The sequence below is a fragment of the Mycolicibacterium sarraceniae genome (genome assembly GCF_010731875.1).
Classification (GTDB): Bacteria; Actinomycetota; Actinomycetes; order Mycobacteriales; family Mycobacteriaceae; genus Mycobacterium; species Mycobacterium sarraceniae.
Genome location: NZ_AP022595.1, coordinates 3,698,077 through 3,719,045 on the forward strand (window position 1 = coordinate 3,698,077; position 20,969 = coordinate 3,719,045).

Below are 20,969 nucleotides of genomic sequence, written 5' to 3' on the forward strand. Positions count from 1 at the left end.
GGGAAGATCAACGTATGGGTACGACGATCCTCGACGAGTTGGGCTGGCGCGAACTGATCGCCCAGTCCACTGATATCGGCGCGCTGGCCGCCGCGGCCGCGCAACCACCGATGACCGTCTACTGCGGATTCGACCCGACCGCGCCGAGCCTGCATGCGGGAAACCTGGTGCCGTTGCTCACACTTCGGCGTTTCCAGCAGGCCGGGCATCGGCCGATCGTGTTGGCTGGCGGAGCCACGGGCATGATCGGTGATCCTCGCGACACCGGCGAGCGGACCATGAACACCACCGACACCGTCGCACAATGGGCTGAGCGGATTCGCGGACAGCTGGAGCGGTTCGTCGACTTCGGCGATTCCGGCAGCGGTGCGATCGTCGAGAACAATCTGAGCTGGACGTCACAACTGAGCGCCATCGACTTCCTGCGCGATGTCGGCAAGCACTTCTCCGTCAACGTGATGCTCGACCGCGACACCATCCGGCGACGCCTCGACGGGGAGGGCATTTCTTACACCGAATTCAGCTACATGCTGTTGCAAGCCAATGACTATGTAGAGCTCAACCGGCGGTACGGATGCGCACTGCAAATCGGCGGCTCGGATCAATGGGGCAATATCATCGCCGGCGTGCGGCTGGTCCGCCAGACACTGGGTTCAAGCGTCCACGCGCTGACGGTTCCGCTGGTCACCGCGGCCGACGGCACGAAGTTCGGCAAGTCCAACGGCGGCGGAAGCCTGTGGCTGGACTCCGAGATGACCAGCCCCTATGCCTGGTACCAGTACTTCGTCAACACCGCCGACGCCGATGTGATCAAGTACCTACGCTGGTTCACGTTCCTCTCTGCAGACGAACTCGCGGAGCTCGCGGAAGCCACGACAACCCGCCCCCACGAACGCGCAGGTCAGCGTCGGTTGGCTCAGGAATTGACCACACTAGTGCATGGGCAGGCCGCGACCGATGCGGTCGAACACGCGTCGCAGGCATTGTTCGGCCGCGGCGAATTGGGCCGGCTCGATGAGCCGACCCTGGCCGCCGCGTTGCGCGAGACATCGGTGGCTGAGCTGGCACCGGGTGCCCCGGATGGCATCGTCGACCTTTTGGTGGCCACCGGACTGTCGGCCAGCAAGGGTGCCGCCAAGCGGACGATCGCCGAGGGCGGGGTATCGGTCAACAACGAGAAGATCGACACCGAGGACTGGGTGGCACAACCGTCCCACTTCTTGCACGGCCGCTGGTTGGTGCTGCGACGGGGGAAGCGGAATATCGCTGGCGTACACCGGGTTTGAAGATCCTGTCGGCGTAGAAAACCTGCGTTACGCAGCGGATTTGACTCCCCGTTAGCACTCACGTAACTTATTCCAAGTCAGAGCGGCCCGGCCAAGCCGGGGAGCGCGAAGACCTCCCGGGAATCAAACCTGGCAACAGGGTTGTTCCTCTTGTCCGTACGATATGTACGCGGCCTTCGGGTCGCGGGCTTACTGCGCGGTCGAGTGGGTACTGGGGTGTGTTGTTTGAGAACTCAATAGTGTGTTTGGTGGTTTTTTTAGTTTGTTGTTGTTTTTTGCTGCATCCTGGTACCCCCGTGTTGGGGTGTGGCTTTTTTGATGCCAGTTTGTGTGGTGTCTGTTGTTTGGTTTCAGGCTTGTTCTGATTGAATTCTGCCTTGCCTTTGGGTGAGGGGTTTTTGTTTGGAGAGTTTGATTCTGGCTCAGGACGAACGCTGGCGGCGTGCTTAACACATGCAAGTCGAACGGAAAGGCCCTTCGGGGTACTCGAGTGGCGAACGGGTGAGTAACACGTGGGTGATCTGCCCTGCACTTTGGGATAAGCCTGGGAAACTGGGTCTAATACCGAATATGATCATCGGCTTCATGGTCGGTGGTGGAAAGCTTTTGCGGTGTGGGATGGGCCCGCGGCCTATCAGCTTGTTGGTGGGGTAATGGCCTACCAAGGCGACGACGGGTAGCCGCCTGAGAGGGTGTCCGGCCACACTGGGACTGAGATACGGCCCAGACTCCTACGGGAGGCAGCAGTGGGGAATATTGCACAATGGGCGCAAGCCTGATGCAGCGACGCCGCGTGAGGGATGACGGCCTTCGGGTTGTAAACCTCTTTCACCTACGACGAAGCGCAAGTGACGGTAGTGGGAGAAGAAGGACCGGCCAACTACGTGCCAGCAGCCGCGGTAATACGTAGGGTCCGAGCGTTGTCCGGAATTACTGGGCGTAAAGAGCTCGTAGGTGGTTTGTCGCGTTGTTCGTGAAAACTCACAGCTTAACTGTGGGCGTGCGGGCGATACGGGCAGACTTGAGTACTGCAGGGGAGACTGGAATTCCTGGTGTAGCGGTGGAATGCGCAGATATCAGGAGGAACACCGGTGGCGAAGGCGGGTCTCTGGGCAGTAACTGACGCTGAGGAGCGAAAGCGTGGGGAGCGAACAGGATTAGATACCCTGGTAGTCCACGCCGTAAACGGTGGGTACTAGGTGTGGGTTTCTTCCTTGGGATCCGTGCCGTAGCTAACGCATTAAGTACCCCGCCTGGGGAGTACGGCCGCAAGGCTAAAACTCAAAGAAATTGACGGGGGCCCGCACAAGCGGCGGAGCATGTGGATTAATTCGATGCAACGCGAAGAACCTTACCTGGGTTTGACATGCACAGGACGTGCCTAGAGATAGGTATTCCCTTGTGGCCTGTGTGCAGGTGGTGCATGGCTGTCGTCAGCTCGTGTCGTGAGATGTTGGGTTAAGTCCCGCAACGAGCGCAACCCTTGTCTCATGTTGCCAGCACGTAATGGTGGGGACTCGTGAGAGACTGCCGGGGTCAACTCGGAGGAAGGTGGGGATGACGTCAAGTCATCATGCCCCTTATGTCCAGGGCTTCACACATGCTACAATGGCCGGTACAAAGGGCTGCGATGCCGTGAGGTGGAGCGAATCCTTGTAAAGCCGGTCTCAGTTCGGATCGGGGTCGCAACTCGACCCCGTGAAGTCGGAGTCGCTAGTAATCGCAGATCAGCAACGCTGCGGTGAATACGTTCCCGGCCTTGTACACACCGCCCGTCACGTCATGAAAGTCGGTAACACCCGAAGCCGGTGGCCTAACCCCTTGTGGGAGGGAGCCGTCGAAGGTGGGATCGGCGATTGGGACGAAGTCGTAACAAGGTAGCCGTACCGGAAGGTGCGGCTGGATCACCTCCTTTCTAAGGAGCACCACGAGACTCAGGCCCGCCCACATCGTGTGGGGGTTCGGTGACTTGAGCGATTCGTTGGATGGCCTTTCATCTGTAGTGGGTGGGGGTCTGGTGCACAACAAACGTGGCTGTTCGGCGGGGATGCCGGCGGCGGAATCATGAGACACACTATTGGGCTTTGAGACAGCAGGCCCGTTTTTCCTGGCCCCTTCTGCGGGGTGGGAGGCGTGTTGTTGCTCCACTTTGGTGGTGGGGTGTGGTGTTTGATTTGTGGATAGTGGTTGCGAGCATCTAGCACGCAAATGTTGGCGTCGGTTCCCGTAGGGGGGTTGGCGTGGTTTGTGTGTTGATGTGCAATTTCTTTTTTCGAATTGGTTTTTTGTGTTGTAAGTGTTTAAGAGCGCATGGTGGATGCCTTGGCACTGGGAGCCGATGAAGGACGTGGGAGGCTGCGTTATGCCTCGGGGAGCTGTCAACCGAGCATTGATCCGAGGATGTCCGAATGGGGAAACCCGGCACGAGTGATGTCGTGTCACCCACACCTGAATACATAGGGTGTGGGGGGGAACGCGGGGAAGTGAAACATCTCAGTACCCGTAGGAAGAGAAAACAAGTAAGTGATTCCGTGAGTAGTGGCGAGCGAAAGCGGAGGATGGCTAAACCGTATGCATGTGATACCCGGCAGGGGTTGTGTGTGCGGTGTTGTGGGGCCTGTCTTCTCAGATCTGCCGGTCTGGGCTGCAGTGAGAAAAGAATGTGTTAATCGAAGTGGCCTGGGATGGTCTGCCGTAGTGGGTGAGAGCCCCGTAGGTGAAAACATGTTCTCTGTGGTGATGGGTACCCGAGTAGCAGCGAGCCCGTGGAATTTGCTGTGAATCTGCCGGGACCACCCGGTAAGCCTGAATACTTCCCAGTGACCGATAGCGGATGAGTACCGTGAGGGAATGGTGAAAAGTACCCCGGGAGGGGAGTGAAATAGTACCTGAAACCGTGCGCTTACAATCCGTCAGAGCCCTCCTTCGTGGTGGGGTGATGGCGTGCCTTTTTGAAGAATGAGCCTGCGAGTCAGGGACATGTCGCGAGGTTAACCCGTGTGGGGTAGCCGTAGCGAAAGCGAGTCTGAATAGGGCGTATCCAATCCGTAGGGGTTGGTGTAGTGGTGTGTTCTGGACCCGAAGCGGAGTGATCTACCCATGGCCAGGGTGAAGCGCGGGTAAGACCGCGTGGAGGCCCGAACCCACTTAGGTTGAAGACTGAGGGGATGAGTTGTGGGTAGGGGTGAAAGGCCAATCAAACTCCGTGATAGCTGGTTCTCCCCGAAATGCATTTAGGTGCAGCGTTGCGTGTTTCTTGCCGGAGGTAGAGCTACTGGATGGCCGATGGGCCCCACAGGGTTACTGACGTCAGCCAAACTCCGAATGCCGGTAAGTGAGAGCGCAGCAGTGAGACGGCGGGGGATAAGCTCCGTTCGTCGAGAGGGAAACAGCCCAGATCGCCGGCTAAGGCCCCTAAGCGTGTGCTAAGTGGAAAAGGATGTGCAGTCGCAGAGACAACCAGGAGGTTGGCTTAGAAGCAGCCACCCTTGAAAGAGTGCGTAATAGCTCACTGGTCAAGTGATTGTGCGCCGATAATGTAGCGGGGCTCAAGCACACCGCCGAAGCCGCGGCATTCAACGTGAGTTGGATGGGTAGGGGAGCGTCCTGCACACCGGTGAAGCAGCCTGGTAATGGAGCTGTGGAGGGTGTGGGAGTGAGAATGCAGGCATGAGTAGCGATAAGGCAAGTGAGAACCTTGCCCGCCGAAAGACCAAGGGTTCCTGGGGCAGGCCAGTCCGCCCAGGGTGAGTCGGGACCTAAGGCGAGGCCGACAGGCGTAGTCGATGGACAACGGGTTGATATTCCCGTACCCGTGTATGAGCGTCCCTGATGAATCCATTCTGCTAACCGCCCAAAAGGTGGTCGACCAATCCCTTCGGGGAGCGGGGATCACTGGCTGCGCGGGACCCGGGTGGGTAGTAGTCAAGCGATGGGGTGACGCAGGTAGGTAGCCGTACCAGTCAGTGGTAATACTGGGGCAAGCCCGTAGGGAGTTGGATAGGTAAATCCGTCCAGCACATATCCTGAGAGGTGATGCATAGCCGAGTGAGGCGAATTCGGTGATCCTTTGCTGCCAAGAAAAGCCTCTAGCGAGCACACACACGGCCCGTACCCCAAACCAACACAGGTGGTCAGGTAGAGAATACCAAGGCGTACGAGTGAACTATGGTTAAGGAACTCGGCAAAATACCCCCGTAACTTCGGGAGAAGGGGACCTCTACTGTCATGGCACGTGCTGCCGGCAGCGGTGGGGTGGCACAAACCAGTGAGAAGCGACTGTTTACTAAAACACAGGTCCGTGCGAAGTCGCAAGACGATGTATACGGACTGACGCCTGCCCGGTGCTGGAAGGTTAAGAGGACCCGTTAACCCTTACCGGTGAAGCGGAGAATTTAAGCCCCAGTAAACGGCGGTGGTAACTATAACCATCCTAAGGTAGCGAAATTCCTTGTCGGGTAAGTTCCGACCTGCACGAATGGCGTAACGACTTCTCAACTGTCTCAACCATAGACTCGGCGAAATTGCACTACGAGTAAAGATGCTCGTTACGCGCGGCAGGACGAAAAGACCCCGGGACCTTCACTATAGCTTGGTATTGGCGTTCGGTTCGGTTTGTGTAGGATAGGTGGGAGACTGTGAAACTCACACGCCAGTGTGGGTGGAGTCATTGTTGAAATACCACTCTGATCGTATTGGACTTCTAACCTCGGACCGTATATCCGGTCCAGGGACAGTGCCTGGTGGGTAGTTTAACTGGGGCGGTTGCCTCCTAAAATGTAACGGAGGCGCCCAAAGGTTCCCTCAACCTGGACGGCAATCAGGTGTTGAGTGCAAGTGCACAAGGGAGCTTGACTGCGAGACGGACATGTCAAGCAGGGACGAAAGTCGGGACTAGTGATCCGGCACCCCCGAGTGGAAGGGGTGTCGCTCAACGGATAAAAGGTACCCCGGGGATAACAGGCTGATCTTCCCCAAGAGTCCATATCGACGGGATGGTTTGGCACCTCGATGTCGGCTCGTCGCATCCTGGGGCTGGAGCAGGTCCCAAGGGTTGGGCTGTTCGCCCATTAAAGCGGCACGCGAGCTGGGTTTAGAACGTCGTGAGACAGTTCGGTCTCTATCCGCCGCGCGCGTCAGAAACTTGAGGAAACCTGTCCCTAGTACGAGAGGACCGGGACGGACGAACCTCTGGTCCACCAGTTGTCCCACCAGGGGCACCGCTGGATAGCCACGTTCGGACAGGATAACCGCTGAAAGCATCTAAGCGGGAAACCTTCTCCAAGACCAGGTTTCTCACCCTTTTAGAGGGATAAGGCCCCCCGCAGACCACGGGATCGATAGACCAGACCTGCACGCACCGCAAGGTGTTCAGGGGACTGGCACTAACCGGCCGAAAACTTACAACAACCAAAACAACAAACCAGTTGATTCGGACACTGTAAAAACACACACAACGACGCCCGCAACCACACCACATACACACAACACCACACCCCACCACCAAAACACAGAACTCCCCCACAAGGGACCACTCAAAAACGAGTGAATAAAGTTACGGCGGCCATAGCGGCAGGGAAACGCCCGGACCCATCCCGAACCCGGAAGCTAAGCCTACCAGCGCCGATGATACTACCCAACAGGGTGGAAAAGTAGGACACCGCCGAACACAATTTAGTGAAACGCCCCCCGAGAAATCGGGGGGCGTTTCCATTTCACTATTGCTAATTCCAATTTGGTCCATTCGGCTCTAATTGCGCGACGGAATTGGCTCCAATTGTGACTGCCTGACCGGTGCCCGTATCCTTTACCGGTGGTCGATGACAGGCAAGGCAATTCCAGCGGGCGTCCCCCGCGTCGCCCCGCGGGAGCCGGTGCCGGGGGGCGTGATCGCCGAGGTGCCAGTACGCCGCACCGCTCGGGTCCCGGCCGGCCCCGTCAGCCCGCCCAACACACCTCTGATGGCATCGACGGCGCTCAGCGTCCGCCCGCCCCGACCATTCCGGCGTCCGTCGAGGCCAGGCAGCTCTCTCCCGAAATACGTGGCGAGCTTTCAACTTTGGATAAGTCGACCGCAGACACCGTGGCCCGGCACCTGGTCGCGGCCGGCGAGTTGCTCGACGAAGACCCCCAGGCCGCCCTGGAACACGCCCAAGCTGCCCGCGCCCGCTCTGGGCGCATCGCGGCCGTCCGCGAGGCCGTCGGTATTGCCGCTTACCAGTGCGGTGACTGGGCTCAAGCGCTCTCTGAGTTTCGTGCCGCCCGCCGAATGGGCAGCAAGTCCCAGTTACTCCCGCTGATCGCGGATTGCGAGCGCGGCGTCGGCCGGCCCGAGCGTGCCATTGAGCTGGGCCGCAGCCCAGAGGCTGCGCAGCTCACCGGGGATGACGCCGACGAGCTGCGGATCGTTGCTGCCGGCGCCCGCGCCGATCTCGGCCAGCTCGAACAGGCGCTGGCCGTCCTGTCGAGCCCGCAACCGGACCCAACGCGCACCGGCTCCACCGCCGCCCGACTGTTCTACGCCTACGCCGAGACACTGCTCGCTCTCGGCCGTGCCGATGACGCGTTGCAGTGGTTCATCCATGCGGCTGCTGCCGACGTCGAGGGTGTCACTGACGCCGAAGAACGCGTCGCTGAGTTGGCCTGACGTGACAACCCTTGCGCAGCAGCATGATTGCCTGCTGCTCGATCTCGATGGGACCGTGTTCCGCGGCCATGAGCCGACCGAGGGGGCTGTCTCCGCCCTGGACACGGCGCACACCCGCAAGCTGTTTGTCACCAACAACGCTTCCCGGGCCGCTGACGATGTGGCGGCCCATCTACGCGAGCTCGGATTCACCGCGCAGGCCGACGATGTGGTGACCAGCGCCCAGAGCGCGGCGCGGTTGCTCGCCGGGCAGCTGCCGCCCGGATCGAAGGTGTTGATCGTCGGCACCGACGCGCTGGCGGGAGAAATCGAAGCCGTCGGTCTGCGGCCAGTGCGCCAATTCGCCGAGGATCCGGTCGCTGTCGTGCAGGGGCATTCGACGACCACCGCCTGGCCCGATCTGGCCGAGGCCGCGCTGGCCATCCGGGCCGGTGCACGCTGGGTGGCCGCCAACGTCGATCGGACGCTGCCCACCGAGCGAGGCCTGTTGCCCGGAAACGGCTCGATGGTCGCCGCGCTGCAAACCGCTACCGACGTCGAACCGCAGGTCGCGGGTAAACCCGCGACCGCGCTGATGCGAGACGCGTTGGCGCGCGGATCATTCGACAACCCACTGGTTGTCGGCGATCGCCTGGATACCGACATCGCCGGTGCCAACGCCGTCAATCTGCCGAGCCTGATGGTGCTGTGCGGGGTCAGCACCGCGGCCGAGGCCGTGCATGCCGCACCAGAACGGCGGCCCACCTATATCGGTGCCGACCTTCGGGATTTACACGTGGGAGGCGGCACGCTGAAAGTGGCCGAACAACCGGGCTGGCGGGTTGAGGTGGGCGACGGTGCGGTCACGGTCCTCGCTACCGGCGGCGATCCGGGTGTAGATGGGCTCTCGGTGGTACGGGCCACCGCGCGAGCGGTCTGGGATGTGGCCACCGATGGCCGTCGCCTGGCCGTACACGCCGGTGACGACACCGCACGCGCCGCGCTGCAGCGCTGGTCCCTGCTGACGACATCCGATCGGCTAGCGTGAATGGCGATATGAGCATCGACCCCGAACAGATCCGCGTCGAGATCGACGCCGCACTGGCCCAGTTGCCCAGTGTCGACCCGGACGGTGCCGATGTCGCTGGTGTCGATATCGACGCGGTCGGACGGCAGCTCGAGGAAGCGCACCAGATCCTGGTCGATGCCCTGGAATCGGTGGAGAAGGGCTGAGTTCACCGATGACGCGGCGTGCCCGGGTAGATGCCGAGCTGGTCCGTCGCGGACTGGCACGGTCGCGGCAGCAGGCCGCAGAACTCATCGACGCCGGCCGGGTCACTATCGACGGCATGCGGGCGGTCAAACCTGCGACCGCGGTCGCTGTCACCGCGAATCTCACGGTCGAGACCAGCGAGAAGCGCACCTGGGTGTCCCGTGGCGCGCACAAGCTGATCGGCGCCTTGGACGCCTTCGGTATCGACGTGGCGGGTCGCCGTTGCTTGGACGCGGGCGCGTCGACCGGTGGTTTCACCGAAGTGCTGCTGGACCGCGGCGCGACCGAAGTGGTGGGCGTCGACGTCGGGTACGGGCAGTTGGCCTGGTCGCTGCGTTCGGATCCGCGGGTCGTCGTGATCGAACGCACCAACGTGCGTGACCTCACCCCAGAGACCATTGGAGGTCCAGCCGGGCTGGTCGTCGCGGACCTGTCGTTCATCTCGCTGTCCACCGTGCTGCCCGCACTGACCGCGTGCGCGTCCGAGGACGCCGATATCGTTCCCATGGTGAAGCCACAGTTCGAGGTCGGGCGAGAGCGCGTCGGCGCCGGGGGCGTGGTGTCCGATGCGCAGCTGCGCACGGCCGCGGTATTGGCCGTCGCCGCCCGCGCTGGTGCACTCGGCTGGCAGACGGTCGGCACCACTGCAAGCCCGTTGCCAGGTCCATCGGGCAACGTCGAGTACTTCCTGTGGCTGCGCGCCGAGACCGAGCGTGGATTACACGGAGACGAACTGGACGCCGCGGTGCGCCGCGCCGTCGCGGAAGGACCGCAATGACTTCTGAGCGGGTGATCCTGCTCGTCGTGCACACCGGCCGCGACGAGGCCACCGAGACGGCTCGTCGGGTGGAAAAGGTGCTGGCCGCCAACGGGATCGCGTTACGGGTGCTTCCCGCCGAGGTCCTGGGGTCCGACACCGAGGTCGTGGATGCCGACGCTAATGCCGCGGTCGGTTGTGAACTGGTGTTGGTGCTCGGCGGCGACGGCACCTTCCTGCGGGCCGCTGAACTGGCCCGCAATGCGGAGATCCCGGTGCTGGGAATCAACCTTGGCCGCATCGGTTTCCTGGCCGAGGCCGAAGCCGAGGTCATCGACACCGTCCTCGACCACGTCGTCGCCCGTAGTTACCGGGTCGAGGAACGGATGACACTGGACATCACCGTCCGCGCCAAAGATGAGGTCGTTGCCCGAGGCTGGGCGCTCAACGAGGCCAGTCTGGAGAAAGGCGCTCGGCTCGGTGTCATCGGCGTCGTTTTGGAGATCGACGGCAGGCCGGTGTCGTCGTTCGGCTGTGACGGCGTGCTGTTGTCCAGCCCGACCGGGTCCACCGCTTACGCGTTCTCGGCCGGTGGCCCAGTGGTGTGGCCAGATCTGGAGGCAATCATCGTGGTGCCCAACAACGCTCACGCGTTGTTCGCCCGCCCGATGGTCACCAGTCCGACGGCGCTGATCGCGATCGAGATCGAGGACGACAGCCACGATGCGCTGGTGTTCTGCGACGGCCGCCGGGAGATGCGGGTGCCGGCCGGCGGGCGACTCGAGGTGACCAAATGCACGACGCCGCTGAAGTGGGTGCGGCTGGATAGTGCGCCGTTCACCGACCGGCTAGTGCGCAAATTCCGCCTGCCGGTCACCGGCTGGCGGGGGCAGTGAATCGCCGATGCTGGCTGAGATCCGGATCGAATCACTGGGCGCGATCAGCGCTGCGATCGCGGAGTTCGACCGCGGCCTGACGGTGCTCACCGGCGAGACGGGCACCGGCAAGACGATGGTGGTGACCGGCCTGCATCTGCTGGGCGGGGCGCGCGCCGACGCCACCCGAGTGCGATCTGGTGCCGAGCGAGCGGTCGTCGAAGGCCGGTTCGCCACTGCCGAACTCGACGACGCGACCGCCGCCAAAATCGACGAGATCCTCGACTCGTCCGGCGCGGATCGTGACGACGACGGAAGCATCATCGCCCTGCGCACGGTCAGCAGGGAGGGCCCGTCGCGGGCATATCTGGGCGGGCGCAGTGTGCCAGCCAAGTCGCTGACCACGTTCACCACCGGGCTTCTCGCCCTGCACGGGCAGAACGACCAGCTGCGCCTGATGCGCCCCGAGGAGCAGCGCGCCGCACTGGACCGATTCGCGGGCGTCGACACCAAGTTGGAGCGCTACCGGAAACTGCGCGACCAGTGGCAGGTGGCTCGCCGCGACCTCGTCGACCGGACTAATCGTGCCCGCGAACTGGCCCAGGAGGCCGACCGGCTCAAGTTCGCGCTCACCGAGATCGATGGTGTCGATCCGGCGCCGGGTGAAGACGAGACTCTGGTGGCCGATATCCGGCGGCTCTCCGAACTCGACGCGCTGCGCGAGGCCGTCGCGGGCGCTCGTGTGAATTTGTCGGTAGACGAGCTGGCTGACGGCGAACCCCATTCGGCGACAGACACTTTGGGCCGTGCTGCGGCGCTGCTGCAGTCGGCCGACGACCCTGCGCTCGGTGCGCTGGCCCGTCAGCTCACCGAGGCGTTGACGGTCGTCGGTGACGTCGCTCGTGAGCTTGGCGACTTCCTGGGCGAGCTACCCGATGACGCGAGCGCACTGGAGACCAAGCTCGCCCGCCAGGCTGAGCTGCGCAGCCTGACCCGCAAGTACGCTGCCGATGTCAACGGCGTGCTGGCGTGGGCCAAGCAATCCCGCGAGCGGCTGGCGCAGCTGGACGTCTCCGAGGATGCGCTGGCCGGACTGGGCCGCCGCGTCGATGAGCTCGCCGGCCAGGTGAGCACTGCCGCGCTGGAGCTGTCCAGGGTTCGGACCAAGGCCGCCAAGGGCCTGGCGAAGGCGATCACCGCAGAGCTCACCGGCCTAGCGATGACCCACGCTGACTTCACGGTGGCGGTGTCATTGATGCCGGCCCGCGACGATGACAGTGCGCCGCTGCGATTGCCGTCCGGAGAAACCGTCCACGCCGGCAGCGAGGGCATTGACCTGGTGGATTTCGGTTTCACCGCGCACCGCGGCACCGATGTCCTGCCGCTGAATAAGAGCGCGTCCGGCGGCGAGCTGTCCCGCGTCATGCTGGCGCTCGAGGTGGTGCTGGCGGCCTCGGCAGAGGGCACCACGATGGTGTTCGACGAGGTGGATGCCGGCGTGGGTGGTCGGGCCGCGGTCCAGATCGGGCGCCGGCTGGCGCGGCTGGCTCGCAGTCATCAGGTCATCGTCGTCACGCACCTGCCGCAGGTCGCCGCCTACGCCGACAGCCACCTGGTCGTCGACAGTGCCGGTAACGGCACCAGCGAGGTACGCCGCCTGGACACCGAGCAGCGCGTGGGTGAGCTGGCTCGCATGTTGGCGGGGCTCGGCGAATCCGACACCGGGCGCGCCCATGCGCGCGAGCTGTTGGAGGCCGCGCGGAGCGACAAGGAAATCAGCTGAGCTCGATGACGGCGGCAGCGGCACTCGTCGTGGCTTGACCGTGTTACTCCTGTGACAAAATATGACTTGTGGGGCTGTTGTTACGGCGCGCCTCCGCTGATACGGGTCCTGACGCCGACAGAATCGGCCCATGAAGATGTCAGCGCTTCTTTCGCGTAACACCGGTGCACGACCAGGCGTCATGGGCACGGCCCGCGTCGATCGCGATATCGACCGCCTGCTGCGCCGCGTCGGCCCGGGCGACATCGTCGTCCTCGACATCCTCGATCTGGACCGCATGACCGCTGACGCTTTGGTCGATGCCAACATCGCCGGCGTCGTCAATGCCTCCCCGTCGATTTCGGGTCGCTACCCGAACCTCGGCCCGGAGGTGTTGGTGGCCAACAACATCACGCTGATCGACAGCGTCGGTCCGGAAGCCTTCAAGAAGATCAAGGACGGCGCGAAGGTCCGGCTGCACAACGGCGGCGTGTATGCCGGCGATCGTCGCCTGATTCACGGCGTGGAACGCAGCGACGAAGAGATCGCCGATCTGATGCAGGATGCCAAGACCGGGCTCGTCGCGCATCTGGAGGCCTTCGCCGGCAACACCATTGAGTTCATCCGGAGTGAGAGCCCGCTGCTGATCGACGGGATCGGCATCCCCGAGATCGATGTCGACGTCTACCGCCGCCACGTCGTGGTGGTGTCCGACGGGCCGGGCGCCGAGGAAGATCTCAAGGCGCTCAAACCCTTCATCAAGGAGTACCAGCCGGTGTTGGTCGGTGTGGAGGGTGGCGCCGATGTCCTGCAGAAGTGTGGTTACCGGCCGCAGCTGATCGTCGGCAACCCCGACCAGATGAGCGCCGATGTCCTCAAGAGCGGCGCGCAGGTGGTGCTTCCCGCCGACTCCGACGGTCACGCCAACGGCCTCGAGCGCATTCAGGACCTGGGCATCGGGGCGATGACGTTCCCGGCCGCGGGTTCGGCCGCCGACCTGGCGCTGCTGCTCGTCGACCACCATGGTGCCGCGCTGATCGTCACCGCAGGGCATTCGGCCAGCATCGAAGAGTTCTTCGACCGTTCCCGTCAGCAGAGCAATCCGTCGACGTTCCTCACCCGGCTGAAGGTGGGCGAGAAATTGGTCGACGCGAAAGCTGTTGCCACGCTGTACCGCAACCACATCTCCGGCGGTGCCATCGCGATGCTGATCCTGGCGGTTCTGCTCGCCATCATCGCTGCGCTGTGGGTGTCGCGGGCCGACACATTCGTCATCGACTGGATCGTGACGTACTGGAACCGTTTCTCGCTGTGGGTGCAGAGCTGGGTGACCTAGGCGTAGGGCAGAAAGGCTCATCGCTGTGATTTCGCTACGCCAACATGCCATTTCGCTGGCCGCTGTGTTCCTTGCGCTGGCTGTCGGGGTGTTCTTGGGCTCCGGGGTGCTCTCGGATACGTTGCTGTCCGGGCTGCGCTCCGAGAAGCAGGATCTGAACAAACAGATCACCACGCTTACCGATCAGCGCAACGCGGTGAACGTAAAGCTCGGTGCTGCCAATGATTTCGACACTCAGATGTCGAGCCGGATGGTGCGCGACGCACTGTCCGGGAAGTCGGTGGTGCTGATCCGCACACCGGACGCCGACAACGACGACGTGGCGGCGATGAGCCGGATCGTCGGGCAGGCCGGGGGCATCGTCACCGGGACGATCGCACTGACGAGGGAGTTCGTCGACGCGAACTCGGCGGAGAAGTTGCGTTCGGTGGTCAACTCCTCGATCGTGCCGGCCGGGGCGCAGCTGAGCACCGCGATGGTCGACCAGGGATCCCAAGCCGGTGATCTGCTCGGCATCGCGCTGCTGATCAACCGCAAACCCGAAATCAGCCCCGCCGACGACATCCAGCGCGACACCGTGCTGGCGGCGTTGCGCGACACCGGCTTCCTGACCTATCAGGGCGATCACCTCGGCGCGGCCAACACCGCCGTCGTCGTCACCGGGGGAGCGCTCGGCGATGACGCCGGCAATCAGGGGTCGACGGTCGCACGCTTTGCCGCTGCGATGGCCCCGCACGGGGCGGGCCTCGTGCTGGCCGGCCGGGACGGATCCGCCGGCGGTACCGCGGCCGTCGCCGTCACCCGGGCCGACGCGGGCATGTCCGCCGATGTGACCACCGTCGACGACATCAGCGTCGAGTCCGGTCGCATCACCACGGTGCTGGCCCTGCAGAACCTGATCAACGGTGCATCGAACGGGAAGTTCGGCACCGGACCGGGCGCATCGTCGATCACCGTTCCGCAGTAGGGCTCAGGGCGGCGAAGCGTTCAGAGTCGATAAGCGGACGGCTGACTTCCAGGCAGACCGGGTCGAATCAGTGATCATGGGTTTGCTCTCTGGACAGCGAGTCGAGGGCAGCGAGCTGCAATTGCGTTGCGAGGGAACGCATACCGTCGATGTTGCGGGGTCGCAGCCGTTCCAGGGCGCCGAAGGCTAGATGGTCGGCGATCATCATTCGGCGCACTTGGAGCTCGGGCAGTTCGCCGGTAAGTGGTTCTTCCGGCAGGCCTTCGACGAGCGCAAAGGTAGCGGCGACGGTGAGCGGGCCCACCGCGAGCGGCATCGAGCGCGGATCACCAAGGCCCAGGAGATCGGCCGCGCCCGATCGGGCAGCAGGGCTTGCATCTAACAGACAGTGGATAGCCCCATCGACCGAACAGCACACTCGCTTCAGCATCGTGGTCCACTGCGCCGTGGAGACGGAGGCCAGCACCGCCGCGGCTAGCCCTACCGGTCCCCCGCAGGGTGCGCGAGCTCCGACGGCCGCGCACAAGAACGCCGAGGTCGTAATGGTCATATACGCCATCGCCGCCCGGGCACCGCGACTGTGGATGCACGGGCCGAGCCGGGCCAGCAGGGCGATGCTGCCCAGCGCGGGGGCCAGCAGGCGTTGCAGAATCGCCCGGGTCAGTTCCTCGCGGTCGCGGGCGCCGTACGGCACCAGGTTGCCGTCTCGCAAGTCCTTGGCCAACTGGGCAGTGACGCCGACGCACCCGGCCAGCTCGGTGAAATCGGCCTCGGCGCAGGCATCTTCGGCGACCAGTGAACATACGTGGAACATCACCCGGCCGAGCACGCCCTCGCCGTAGTCGGTCCGCGGCAGCGGGCAATCCAGGTTTAGCCTCGATCCACCGATGTTCGTTGGTAGTGGTGGTGGGGTTGAGTTTTGATCGTGGTTGCTGTTGCCGGCAGGGGGTATCTGCTGGTCTGCCCAGCTTTTCCTGTGTTGTTCGGTCGGGCCTTTCGGCGGGTGGTCAAAAGGTCGTGGTGGCTGGCGGGCTGTGGCCGATGGTGTTGCGCCACAGGGTGAGCCAGTGATCGACCCAGGGCCAGTGGGCTGGTAGGTGCAGGATGGGTCGGCGTTGCGGCCGTGCCAGTCGGGCCGCGATGTTGATGATCTTGCGGCGCAGCGTCGATCCGCGTGCCCGGGTGTGGCGTTCTCCGGCGAGGACGCCGGCGGCGCGGAGCAGGTTGTGGGCGATCGCCGCGCACAGCACCCAGGCGGAGTTCGCGCCGAAGCGTCCCGAGGGGATGTGAGCCAGCGGTCCGTCGATCAGGTCGGCGAACACGGTTTCGATGATGGCGTGGTGGCGGTGGGTGATGTCGGCGTCGGCGATGGGTAGGTCGGTGTTGGTGAAGAACGGGTGATACCGCCACACCGGGAACAGGGCGTCACGGTAGCGGGCGTCTTTGACGCGGCGCACGACCAGTCGGGCCGTGATCCGGTCGGGGGTGGATGCGAAGGCGGTGTAGGGGATTTCGGCGACTTCGGCATCGGAGATCCAGCCGCCGGTATCGGGGTCGCGGACCGCACCGGGATAGGACACGGGGGTCCACGAGGTCTCCTCGATCGCGTTGATCGCGCGGTCCACAGCGGGGTTGCGTGTCATCACCAGCGAGAACTGAGCGCCCGCGCGTAGGCAGGTCTGCACCACTGCGCGGTTGCCGTAGGCCGAGTCGCCGCGGACCAGAATTGGGCCGCTGGCTCCGGCGGCGCGGGCGGTGCCGATGGCCTGGGCGACCATCCGCCCGGCGCCCTTGGCCGAACTGGTCCGCCCGGCGCGGAGCCGCATCCCGGCGATCACCGGCACCGAGCCCGCGGTGCTGATCGTGGTCGCCAGCGGGGACAGTCCCTTGCGCAGGATCTGCGTGCCGGCGATCTTGGTATGGCCTTAGGAGGTGCCTTGTTTGGCGTGTCCGTAGACCGGTCGTAGTAGCGAATGGATGTCGATGAACACCCGCTCATCGGCGGCGGGGAGCAGATCAACCCGGGAATACAACGCGACCAGGTGCTCGCGCAGCACCGACTCCAACTGGCGGGCATGACCGAAGGTGAACTCTCGCAACAGTGTTCCCACCGTCGAGGGTGCGTACACGCCGTCGAAGAGTGTCGTCATCCCGCCGCTGCGCAGCACGTCGATGTCATCGATGCAGTCCGCACCGGCGAGCATCCCTGCGATCACGGTGGCCAGCTTCGGCGCCGGGTTCGCCGACCCGGACTTGATCCGCGGCGTCGTGATCTGGACCTTCTCCTCGAGCAAGGTGAGCAGCCCGGTCTGCTGGGCCAATCTCATCACCGGGACCAGCCCAGCAGACGACACGAGATTGCCGTCGTCGAACACTGCTGACTCAGCGGAGAACTCATGCGAAACCTGCACCGGAAGTGCCTTTCTGAACTGGCCCGATTGATGCCTCAAGAACACCAATCATCCCAGCTCAGAGGGCACTTTCTTCATTCCGACACCCCGCAGACAACCAGGTCAGTCGGTGGATCGAGGCTTAGTCGCGGTCTTGGGGCGGTCAGGGGTGACCCAGAGGTAACCAAGCCCACTGGCGTGTTAGCGCCGCCTTGTCGGTGTCGGTGTTAGGGTGAGTTTCCGTGGGTCGGCAGGCCCCAGCTAGCTCACAGCGATCCCCTGCCCGTCGTCACGGAGGCCGCTCTTGCCACCACTGCGTAAGCACCTGCAGACCGCTACTAAGCACCTCTTCGTCAGCGGTGGAGTCGTTTCGTCCCTCGGCAAGGGGCTCACCGCAAGCAGTCTCGGTCAGTTGCTGACTGCCCGCGGGCTCTATGTCACCATGCAGAAGCTCGACCCGTACCTCAACGTCGACCCGGGCACGATGAACCCGTTCCAGCATGGCGAGGTGTTCGTCACCGAGGACGGCGCCGAGACCGATCTTGACGTCGGCCACTACGAGCGCTTCCTGGACCGCAATCTGTCCGGGTTCGCGAATGTGACCACCGGGCAGGTGTATTCGTCGGTGATCGCCAAGGAGCGTCGCGGCGAGTACCTCGGTGACACCGTCCAGGTGATCCCGCACATCACCGATGAGATCAAGAGCCGCATTCTGGCGATGGCCCGTCCGGACGAGAACGGCAACCGGCCCGATGTGGTGATCACCGAGATCGGCGGCACCGTCGGTGATATCGAATCACTGCCGTTCCTGGAGGCCGCGCGGCAGGTGCGTCACGAGGTCGGCCGGGCGAACTGCTTCTTCCTGCACGTCTCATTGGTGCCGTTCCTCAAGCCGTCGGGCGAACTGAAGACCAAGCCCACCCAGCACTCGGTGGCCGCGCTGCGCAGCATCGGCATTAGCCCTGACGCCCTGATCCTGCGCTGCGACCGCGACGTCCCCGAGCCGATGAAGAACAAGATCGCGCTCATGTGCGACGTCGACATCGACGGAGTGATCTCCACACCGGATGCCCCGTCGATCTACGACATCCCCAAGGTGCTGCATCGCGAAGAGCTCGACGCGTATGTGGTACGCCGGCTCAATCTACCGTTCCGCGACGTCGACTGGACGCAGTGGAACGATCTGCTGCGCCGGGTGCATGAGCCCAAAGAGACGGTGCGAATTGCTCTGGTGGGCAAGTACATCGATCTTTCCGACGCCTACCTGTCGGTGGCCGAGGCGCTGCGCGCCGGCGGGTTCGCGCATCACACCAAGCTGGAGATGCGCTGGGTGGCCTCTGACGATTGCGACACCGATGCCGGTGCGGCCGCGGCGCTGGGCGACGTCGACGGCGTGCTGGTTCCCGGCGGGTTCGGCATTCGCGGTATCGAGGGCAAGATCGGTGCCATCCACTACGCCCGCACCCGCGGGATCCCGGTCCTCGGGTTGTGCCTCGGCCTGCAGTGCATCGTCATCGAAGCGGCGCGCTCGGTCGGGCTCACCGAAGCCAGTTCCGCGGAGTTCGACCCCGACACTCCGGACCCGGTGATCGCCACGATGGCCGACCAGGAACAGATCGTGGCCGGTGAAGCCGACCTGGGTGGCACCATGCGACTGGGTGCCTACCCGGCAACGCTGGAAGCCGGATCGATCGTGGCCGAGGCTTATGAGGCCACGCACGTCTCCGAGCGGCACCGGCACCGCTACGAAGTCAACAACTCCTACCGCGATCAGATCGCGCAGAGCGGACTGCGGTTCTCGGGGACTTCGCCGGACGGTCACCTGGTCGAGTTCGTCGAATATCCCCGCGAGGTACACCCGTTCCTGGTCGGTACACAGGCCCACCCCGAACTGAAGAGCCGGCCGACTCGTCCGCACCCGTTGTTCGTCTCGTTCGTCGGTGCGGCGATCGAATACAAGGCGGCCGAGCGGCTGCCGGTGGAGATTCCCGAACAGCACTCCAACGGAAAGGAGCACTCGGCGCAGGCACTGGCCGAGCAGGTTCCAGAGCACTCATCTCGTGGCTGAGCACGATTTCGAGACCGTATCCTCCGAAACCGTTTATCGCGGAAGCATTCTCGCGCTGCGGGCCGACCAGGTCCGCATGCCCGGCGGCAATATCGCCAAGCGTGAGGTCGTCGAACACTACGGCGCAGTGGCCGTAGCGGCCGTCGACGACTCTGACCGGGTGGCGATGGTCTACCAGTACCGCCATCCGATCGGGCGCAGGCTGTGGGAGCTGCCCGCCGGGTTGCTCGACGAACCGGGCGAGGATCCGGCGGAGGCCGCGGCCCGCGAGTTGCGGGAGGAGACCGGGCTCACCGCCGACCACTGGACCGTGCTGCTCGATCTGATCTCCTCTCCGGGTTTCAGCGACGAGGCGTTGCGGGTGTATCTGGCCCGCGGCCTGACCGACGTCGGCCGGCCTGAGGGGCACGACGAAGAAGCCGACATGACCGTGGAGTGGGTGCCCGTCGCCGACGCGCTGCAGCGGGTGCTGGCCGGTGAGATCGTGAATTCTACTGCGGCAGCAGGCATTCTGGCCGTGCACGCGGTGATCGTCGATGGCAAGCCGATCCGTCGCGTCGATGCGCCGTGGGCTGACCGCCCCACCGCGTTCGCGGCGGGAAAGGCCCCCTCATGACCACCTTCCAAGCAGCGCTGGGCGGGCAGCTGCAGGGCTACCTCGATCACCTCACCATCGAGCGTGGGGTGGCGACCAACACCATCAGCTCCTACCGGCGTGACCTTCGCCGCTACGTCGAACACCTCACCGTGCGAGGTATCGACGACTTGACCAACGTCACCGAGAACGACGTCAGCGACTTCCTGGTGGCGCTGCGCCGGGGTGACCCCGATGCGGGTGCGATGCCGCTGTCGGCGGTTTCGGCCGCCCGCGCCCTGATCGCGGTGCGCGGGTTTCACCGGTTCGCGGCGGCCGAAGGGATCATCGGCGTCGACGTTGCACGGGCCGTCAAGCCGCCCACGCCCAGCCGTCGGCTACCCAAAAGCTTGACCCTCGACGAGGTGCTCGCCCTGCTCGACGGTGCGGGCGGGGATAGCCCGTCCGACGGGCCGTTGACCCTGCGCAACCGCGCGATGTTGGAGCTGCTGTATTCGACCGGCGCCCGGATTTCGGAGGCGGTCGGACTCGACGTGGACGATGTCGACACCGAAGCGCGGTCGGTGCTCTTGCGCGGTAAGGGCGGTAAGGAACGCCTGGTGCCCGTCGGCCGGCCGGCGATCGCCGCACTGGACGCCTATCTGGTGCGTGGCCGCCCCGAATTGGCGCGCCGAGGGCGGGGGACACCGGCGATCTTTCTCAACTCCCGTGGCGGCCGGCTGTCGCGCCAGAGCGCCTGGCAGGTGCTGCAGGACTCCGCCGAGCGGGCCGGAATCTCCGCGGCAGTATCACCGCACACGCTGCGGCACTCATTCGCCACACATCTGCTCGACGGCGGGGCCGATGTCCGCGTGGTCCAGGAGCTGCTCGGGCATGCGTCGGTCACCACGACGCAGATCTACACCCTGGTCACCGTGCACGCGCTGCGCGAGGTCTGGGCCGGCGCACATCCGCGCGCGTGATGTCGCGGGTCTGCCATTCGCGGCGCCGGCGCACCGTTAGACTTTCGCGGATGTTCGCCACGCCGCCGAATCG

General features: G+C 64.0%; 13 protein-coding genes, 3 rRNA genes and 1 pseudogene. 15 read left to right on the top strand and 2 right to left on the bottom strand.

The annotated features are described in order from the left end of the window. Positions 1-14 precede the first annotated feature (14 nt). The 12 genes from tyrS to G6N13_RS18545 all read left to right on the top strand — a co-directional run bounded on the left by tyrS (position 15) and on the right by G6N13_RS18545 (position 14,881). Entirely contained in the window at positions 15-1,286 is a 1,272-nt protein-coding gene (gene tyrS, locus G6N13_RS18495) for a tyrosine--tRNA ligase (RefSeq protein ID WP_163699304.1), read from the top strand. A 399-nt stretch (positions 1,287-1,685) separates the two neighbouring features. Next, positions 1,686-3,201: ribosomal RNA gene (locus G6N13_RS18500) — 16S ribosomal RNA — on the top strand. A gap of 375 nt (positions 3,202-3,576) precedes the next feature. Continuing rightward, positions 3,577-6,694, top strand: a 23S ribosomal RNA gene (locus tag G6N13_RS18505). 147 nt (positions 6,695-6,841) lie between these two features. Further along, positions 6,842-6,954 (top strand): 5S ribosomal RNA (gene rrf, locus G6N13_RS18510). Together the 16S, 23S and 5S rRNA genes form the textbook arrangement of a ribosomal RNA operon. A gap of 390 nt (positions 6,955-7,344) precedes the next feature. Further along, the gene (locus G6N13_RS18515) at positions 7,345-7,932 is read left to right on the top strand and encodes a hypothetical protein (RefSeq protein ID WP_407663750.1); all 588 of its coding nucleotides are present in this window, start codon (positions 7,345-7,347) and stop codon (positions 7,930-7,932) included. 1 nt (position 7,933) lies between these two features. Next, positions 7,934-8,959 carry an HAD-IIA family hydrolase gene (locus G6N13_RS18520; RefSeq protein WP_163699308.1) on the top strand — a complete coding sequence of 342 codons (1,026 nt, stop codon included), beginning with the start codon at positions 7,934-7,936 and terminating at the stop codon, positions 8,957-8,959. Positions 8,960-8,967: 8 nt separating this feature from the next. After that, a complete protein-coding gene (locus tag G6N13_RS24165; protein ID WP_170310458.1) occupies positions 8,968-9,144 on the top strand; it encodes a hypothetical protein in 177 nt (58 codons plus the stop codon). 8 nt (positions 9,145-9,152) lie between these two features. After that, a complete protein-coding gene (locus G6N13_RS18525; RefSeq protein ID WP_163699310.1) occupies positions 9,153-9,962 on the top strand; it encodes a TlyA family RNA methyltransferase in 810 nt (269 codons plus the stop codon). Then, a complete protein-coding gene (locus G6N13_RS18530) occupies positions 9,959-10,837 on the top strand; it encodes an NAD kinase (protein ID WP_163699312.1) in 879 nt (292 codons plus the stop codon). The genes G6N13_RS18525 and G6N13_RS18530 overlap by 4 nt, the downstream gene beginning before the upstream one ends. Before the next feature lie 7 nt (positions 10,838-10,844). Next, positions 10,845-12,599, top strand: a complete 1,755-nt coding sequence (recN, locus tag G6N13_RS18535) for a DNA repair protein RecN (RefSeq protein WP_163699314.1) — start codon at positions 10,845-10,847, stop codon at positions 12,597-12,599. 130 nt (positions 12,600-12,729) lie between these two features. Further along, positions 12,730-13,914, top strand: a complete 1,185-nt coding sequence (gene steA / locus G6N13_RS18540) for a putative cytokinetic ring protein SteA (RefSeq protein WP_163699316.1) — start codon at positions 12,730-12,732, stop codon at positions 13,912-13,914. Between the two features lie 25 nt (positions 13,915-13,939). Beyond that, positions 13,940-14,881, top strand: a complete 942-nt coding sequence (locus G6N13_RS18545; protein WP_163699319.1) for a copper transporter — start codon at positions 13,940-13,942, stop codon at positions 14,879-14,881. A 67-nt stretch (positions 14,882-14,948) separates the two neighbouring features. Here G6N13_RS18545 and G6N13_RS18550 read toward each other — a convergent pair whose 3' ends face one another. Continuing rightward, on the bottom strand, positions 14,949-15,710 hold the full coding sequence (locus G6N13_RS18550; protein ID WP_179965012.1) for a hypothetical protein: 762 nt from the start codon (positions 15,708-15,710) through the stop codon (positions 14,949-14,951). A gap of 178 nt (positions 15,711-15,888) precedes the next feature. Continuing rightward, a pseudogene (locus tag G6N13_RS18555) lies at positions 15,889-17,292 on the bottom strand (IS1380 family transposase). Positions 17,293-17,575: 283 nt separating this feature from the next. Between G6N13_RS18555 and G6N13_RS18560 the strand changes: the two are divergent. The 3 genes from G6N13_RS18560 to xerD are packed head-to-tail and all read left to right on the top strand — an operon-like array spanning position 17,576 to position 20,896. After that, a complete protein-coding gene (locus G6N13_RS18560) occupies positions 17,576-19,339 on the top strand; it encodes a CTP synthase (protein ID WP_163699321.1) in 1,764 nt (587 codons plus the stop codon). Continuing rightward, complete coding sequence (locus tag G6N13_RS18565) at positions 19,332-19,955, top strand: NUDIX domain-containing protein (protein ID WP_163699323.1); 624 nt, start codon at positions 19,332-19,334, stop codon at positions 19,953-19,955. The genes G6N13_RS18560 and G6N13_RS18565 overlap by 8 nt, the downstream gene beginning before the upstream one ends. Next, positions 19,952-20,896 carry a site-specific tyrosine recombinase XerD gene (xerD, locus tag G6N13_RS18570; RefSeq protein WP_163699325.1) on the top strand — a complete coding sequence of 315 codons (945 nt, stop codon included), beginning with the start codon at positions 19,952-19,954 and terminating at the stop codon, positions 20,894-20,896. Before G6N13_RS18565 ends, xerD begins: the two co-directional genes overlap by 4 nt. Positions 20,897-20,969 lie beyond the last annotated feature (73 nt).